Origin of the sequence: Commensalibacter sp. A3DC (assembly GCF_047307945.1) — a bacterium.
GTDB classification, from domain to species: domain Bacteria; phylum Pseudomonadota; class Alphaproteobacteria; order Acetobacterales; family Acetobacteraceae; genus Commensalibacter; species Commensalibacter melissae.
The window spans coordinates 1-5,577 of record NZ_JAXOQA010000087.1 but is presented as its reverse complement, the minus strand read 5'-3'; the positions used below and the strand labels follow the sequence as shown (position 1 = coordinate 5,577).

At 35.8% G+C, this 5,577-nt stretch carries 7 protein-coding genes; all 7 read right to left on the bottom strand.

The features are described from left to right. On the bottom strand, nt 1-336 hold a 336-nt coding region (locus U0839_RS08235), incomplete at its 3' end, for a hypothetical protein (RefSeq protein ID WP_413550458.1). A gap of 9 nt (nt 337-345) precedes the next feature. Further along, a complete protein-coding gene (locus U0839_RS08230) occupies nt 346-792 on the bottom strand; it encodes a DUF4054 domain-containing protein (RefSeq protein ID WP_110439478.1) in 447 nt (148 codons plus the stop codon). Continuing rightward, nucleotides 789-1,145 carry a hypothetical protein gene (locus U0839_RS08225; RefSeq protein WP_110439477.1) on the bottom strand — a complete coding sequence of 119 codons (357 nt, stop codon included), beginning with the start codon at nt 1,143-1,145 and terminating at the stop codon, nt 789-791. The genes U0839_RS08230 and U0839_RS08225 overlap by 4 nt, the downstream gene beginning before the upstream one ends. Before the next feature lies 1 nt (nt 1,146). Then, a complete protein-coding gene (locus tag U0839_RS08220; protein ID WP_196424675.1) occupies nt 1,147-2,190 on the bottom strand; it encodes a major capsid family protein in 1,044 nt (347 codons plus the stop codon). A gap of 11 nt (nt 2,191-2,201) precedes the next feature. Continuing rightward, a complete protein-coding gene (locus U0839_RS08215) occupies nt 2,202-2,681 on the bottom strand; it encodes a hypothetical protein (RefSeq protein WP_155565058.1) in 480 nt (159 codons plus the stop codon). 2 nt (nt 2,682-2,683) lie between these two features. Continuing rightward, complete coding sequence (locus tag U0839_RS08210; protein ID WP_155565057.1) at nt 2,684-3,952, bottom strand: DUF2213 domain-containing protein; 1,269 nt, start codon at nt 3,950-3,952, stop codon at nt 2,684-2,686. 128 nt (nt 3,953-4,080) lie between these two features. Beyond that, nucleotides 4,081-5,481 (bottom strand): DUF1073 domain-containing protein, encoded by a 1,401-nt coding sequence (locus U0839_RS08205; protein ID WP_155565056.1) that lies wholly within the window; start codon nt 5,479-5,481, stop codon nt 4,081-4,083. Nucleotides 5,482-5,577: the final 96 nt, after the last annotated feature.

The window sequence follows — 5,577 nt, the reverse complement described above, 5'->3', positions numbered from 1 at the left end:
CTTAATAACTAAATCGTTGGGTATTCTACAGCCAATAATAATATAATCTAGATTATGTTCTTTAGTATTATCATAAGCGAATATAGATTGAGCATTAATATCTATGGCATCGTCCAAGAATTTATCCATATAATCATCAGCAGCATTGCAATCATTGAATTTAAATTTGCTTAAATCTATCGATTCATCAATTTCAGCATTGTCTTGATCTAGAGAATAAAATTGAAGGTTTTCCTTTTCATATTCTGAATGATTAAAGTCTAATGATGGCAAATAATATTTTAAACTGGATTTTATTTCCTTGTTATCAAAATTGTTATTTTTAGCCCTTGTCATAATTCCCTCTTATGGAAAGATACGCAGACGAGGATCAGGAATGGGTTTAGTATAAAAAGTACTACGATATTTTTTTGTTAAAGCCCAAAATTCATATCCATAACGTGTTTGTGCCAACCAAGGATCAATTTTATTTTTTGCATGAGATTTGGTATCTACATGAAGAGAAACACTTCCTTCTGTCACCGATGAAATTGATCCTATAAGCTGATCCCCATTTTCAGTTTTTTTTTGCAAACAGACCAGATGAGAAACCAGCAAATTCATTAAAATACGCTTTTCCTTTAAACAACAAACCACGCTATATTTTCCTGGATTGAAATAAATGGCAGCTCGTTCAGCGATTTTATAAATGGTTTCAGGGCGAAAAAAACTCTCCAATTCCGGAAAACTTGCCGCCCAATCTGACCAATCAAACACACATTCCTGATGTTTCAGATCAGATTGTAAATTCATATTGCCTGTCCTGCTTTCACCTGTTCCAGCGACTTTGGCATTTTAGCAGAATCAATCGGTTCAAGACCATGCATCAATGTTTCTTTTTCTTTGGCTTCATCTAAAACTTTTTTCTTTTTATCTGCAGCAAATATGAAACCTTTTTGGTAGGGCGCAAAATTTTCATGTTGTTTGACCCATGCCTCCCAGAAATCTCTTGAAACTTTTGTTAACCCTACAATTTGGGATGCCATATAAAAAGGAGTCTGTGGACGCCCCAAGTGCATGCTGCCTTTTAACTCAACTTTTTCTTTTCCTACTTCTAAAATAATCCCATGAGGTAATTTACAGGCTACTATGACTGTTTCCGCCATTTTAAACCCCAATCATTTGCGCAATCAGGATAGGACGTGTTATGATTGCCCCCCATGAACCCTGTGTCAATTTTTCTTCCATAGAAGAAGTTTTACGAACAATACCATGACTTCTTAATTTTTCAGAAAAAGCACAGGTTATAGTGTCAATACCTTGATAATTCTCTACAAAAAGCTGAATCAATTCACCACCTTCTAACGATAATTGAGGTGCACTGACTTGTGTAAGATTAGGAAAATTTTTCTTCAACAAATCCATAACCCCTACCCCATGTTCATTTGTTTTTAACAGATAGGGTTGAATCTCATTAGATACGACCAATTTTAATGGACTATCCATATTAACGGCATTGTCCAGATTAATCATCCCTTTTGTTTGCGCCTGTAATTGTCTGTACAGCTTCTGAATATCTTCATAAATTTCATTAGCTGAAGCCTTCTCCCAAACCGTACCGCCAGAACCTTTTATTGTGGGCGCAATCGGAGGTAGTAAAGCGGGATCATTCAAGGCACCATAATTTTGCAGGTTGGAAACTCCAAAAAAATAAGACTGATTCTGCCAATGATTTAATAATAAAGCGGCCGCCATTCTTTTACGTGATGCAATATCAATATTAGATAAAGCAGCCCGACCTTCTTCACGATCTCCCCATTCTGCAAAAGTTTGGACCAGAAATTGTTGACGCTGGGGAAATGAGGTATTAAGGACACTATATCCTGCTTGATTAAAATCTCCATAAGCAGCAATATCACCAGCTGGTTCAACGACTGTAAACATCATTGTATCATGTAGCCAATCCCCCTTTTTCGCTTCCCCGTATATAGAAGCTGCCTTACATGGGGCCGTTAAGACATCAATAATATTTGGATCTATATAAGTCGTAAATTGACCCGGAATGGAATTATTTGCCCTTGTTACAGGTGAAGTCGAACTATCCCCTACTCTTATATTGTCTGTATAATCAACAACATTTGGTAAGTGAATTCCAAATTGGTTTTCCAAAATTGCTCGATCACGTACCCATGATTTCGTTTGAATGGTCATAATTGTTCCTCTTAAATCCATGCAGAGATTTTGACAATATCCCCGCCCTTTGCATTTTCAGCATATTTATAATTTGTTGCGACAGCATTTTTGTCATCTGATACAACAATTTTACCTGTTTCCTTTGACGCATAGACCATTTCACCTTGTTGAACCTGGGACATCATTTCAGATAATTCAATAATAAATTCCCCCTTACTGAAAACAGTCACCATTGTTCCCGGAGAAATTTCCATATTTCCTTCTCGTGCATCTGGAAGATTGATTCCTGCCCATTCGCGTCCGACAAAACCAATTGGACTTGCATTTCCTTTATTGCTAATCAATCCTTCCCGTTCATCAGTCCATACAAAGGAACCAGCCTCAATTGCTGTTGCTCCAACCTGAAAGGCCCCATCTTTACCCAATAAACTGACCCGTGGATTTACAGACGCAAAATCACCATGCCAACCTTGGGCAGGGTTCAAGTTAACTTTATTTTGAAAAGACATAATTAAATACTCCGTAATCGTGTAACACCAAAACGATGCTGTTCTTTGGAACGAATATATCCAGCATCATTGGCCCTGATTTGTTGTTTATGTGCAAGCATCATATCAACAGTATATTTTAACTGGTCGTATCCCATGTTTTCTGGAGGATTTTTTCCTGTAACTTCACTCAACACCGTTCGTAGAATTACCTCCCCGCTATCTTCTGCACCAGCCCATTCACCAACTAGGGGTTTTACCAGAATTCTGGCTTCTTGGGCCTGTTTAGCTTTTGTCATGATCCGACGTTCTATTGATTGTTCTAGGGAAACTGCATCATAAGCTTGGGGTTTAAGTCCTGTTTTTTTAATTAAGCTATCCTCAACATCAAAACCACCTGATGCATTCATATCATCATCTGAGGTCGATATAGTATCAATTGAATCATCATCATTTACCGGTGCATTCTGATCATTTTCAGATAATATCTTATGAACAAGACCAACAATTTTTTCTGCCTGTTGCCCATCTTTACAATCTTTTGCCATAGAACAATCAGAAAGGACCGCTCTCAATAACTTTCCAATATATTTGCGACGTGCACCACTAACAGAAGCAACCGCATCTGTAATTTGTGTATAATTGGCTCTATCAGATTTTGACTGATTTAAAAAATCAGCAAGGACTAAAGCTAATTTCTGCCCTAAATTATTAAGTTTTGACATTTGTATGTTCAACCTTTCATCTGCAACTCTAACATCATGTCCTGCACGACCTTGTTCAACCAAAGCAATATGATCCACATTAATATCCGTCATCATTCCGTCATAAGGCTCATTTTCAAACATTCCGGTCTCCATTACAGGTGTAAAAGCGTAGGAAGCAGATAATTCAGCCTGTGTATTGTTTTTAATTGCCTGTATATAATCCCCGTCCCAAATCGTAATTGAAGCCTGAATATAAGGATAAGAAAAAGACGGGTCTGAACCCGTCGTTCCAATGACTTTTGAATTATCAAGCTGATCCGCATCTGCGGCTTTATGCACGTAAAGAATGGGACGTTCTTTAAAAGAAAAGACCGCTTTTTTTAAAGCATCTGGTGATCGAAGAAAACGATATTTACGTTCTGGTTCCAAACCATATTTCATATGATTTTTTATCTCGAATCCATAATACTCACATATATTAGCCTTGGTTAAATTTGTTTTTTTTACACGTAAATGTCCGTTCCAGTCCTCAAAACGCATTGTTTTTGCATCAAAAGTCAAGGTTCGGTTCCATAAATTACCCATAATTTTACCTATATATTTGATATCAAAAGGGTTTTTTGGTTAAAAACTTATAAAATAAAAAATGTAGATTTATACAACTTTTGATATTCATGAACATTTTACTGCACCTAATATTTTTTATATAAAACCTATTTTTTAAAATTTATAAAAGAAAACAGAGCGGATTGATCTTCATTTTCTAATAAGTCTTTTATTTGAGAAAGGCTTAAAATATTATTGGAAACATAATCACACATCGTTTTTGCTATGTTCATATTAACTTGAGATTGCTGCAATTCGTCCAATTGCCACAAGGAATTAAAATCAAAAGTGATATCTGGATCTATTTTTCCAAATAAATGCAGTTGAACAATTTCAAGAATTTTCTGCAATGGTTGACGTAAAACCGTTTCCTGAAAAGCGGCAATTCTATCATAAAAACAACGTATTTCTCCATCGGAAGATGCATTCAAACCTGATGGTGTAATACCTAATAATTTTACCAAAGGAATACCTGAAATTGCGGCCATATGTTCCTGAGCCTGAGCTTGTAATTGTGCCAATCCAGTCAAGGGTGTAGCAATATTTGTAAGTTCTTCTGTTTCTTTATCTACAATCTGCAAACCACGATTGTCACGGTAAGCCGCCATTAAGGCAGCTCTTTGCGTCAATTCTTCGCAACCAGGACTTAATAACTGAGATAAATCCGTTTTCAAAACCATAGTTGAAAAAGACTTGATTAAATCCGATACTGATTGTCGCGTCCTTAACCAGTTATCAACATAAGGTTTGGCCATAAAAGCAAATGGAACCCCACCAAAATTATAAGCTGGTTTCAAAATATCAGGAACTGGTTGAGAAATGATTGTAATCAACCTGCTGGCATGAATTTGTTTTCCCAATACCCACCACATCGAAGGCTTATAAAAATCTTCTGTAAAAGGATCTGTTGTATCATATGAAACAGGGGTTACCCAAGTCGGGTCAATAAGCTTGAACCCACGCAGCTCACCTTTTCTAATTTTTTTTGAAGTTAAGTATAAAGGAACCTGTTTTTCCTCATCATCATGATTAGCCGTTTCTAAATCAATATAAAGATGTACCAGCCCAAAATAACCTTCCGTACATAATGATTTTTTAATTAAATCTTGAATATTTAAACGCTTAAATTCCGCTTTTATTTTATTTATAATGGATGAATCATACCCTTCCTTTTTGATATGTTTAAACCCTATCCATTCTCTTGTAGCCTCTTCTGCTCTCGTTTCAATAATTATTCTATATTCACCACGTAAGGATAATTGTGCCAGATATGGATATCCGGGAAATCCAATTCCCTCTTCAAATAATGTCGTCGTCGGACAATTTCCAACATTGAAATTATGAAATTGATTAAAAAACAAGCTGTCGCTAACAGTTACAGAATTATAAGAATCGCCAACCACTCCCTCTGGAGCTTGATATGGTATGTATATATCCTGTTTGTTTCCAAAAAATTCTGGATTTTGTCTAGGAATATTAATATTCCTTAATTTGGTTTTTTTCACCATAACCGAATTTATCTTTCATTATTAAATATCTCGATTGAAAGTTTAATACGCTGTTCAACTATCGGTTTTGTTGTTTTTAAAAATTTAAATCTAATT

Coding starts and splice junctions, on each gene's coding strand:
- U0839_RS08230 (WP_110439478.1), bottom strand. CDS start 792: ATGAATTTACAATCTGATCTGAAACATCAGGAATGTGTGTTTGATTGG.
- U0839_RS08225 (WP_110439477.1), bottom strand. CDS start 1,145: ATGGCGGAAACAGTCATAGTAGCCTGTAAATTACCTCATGGGATTATT.
- U0839_RS08220 (WP_196424675.1), bottom strand. CDS start 2,190: ATGACCATTCAAACGAAATCATGGGTACGTGATCGAGCAATTTTGGAA.
- U0839_RS08215 (WP_155565058.1), bottom strand. CDS start 2,681: ATGTCTTTTCAAAATAAAGTTAACTTGAACCCTGCCCAAGGTTGGCAT.
- U0839_RS08210 (WP_155565057.1), bottom strand. CDS start 3,952: ATGGGTAATTTATGGAACCGAACCTTGACTTTTGATGCAAAAACAATG.
- U0839_RS08205 (WP_155565056.1), bottom strand. CDS start 5,481: ATGGTGAAAAAAACCAAATTAAGGAATATTAATATTCCTAGACAAAAT.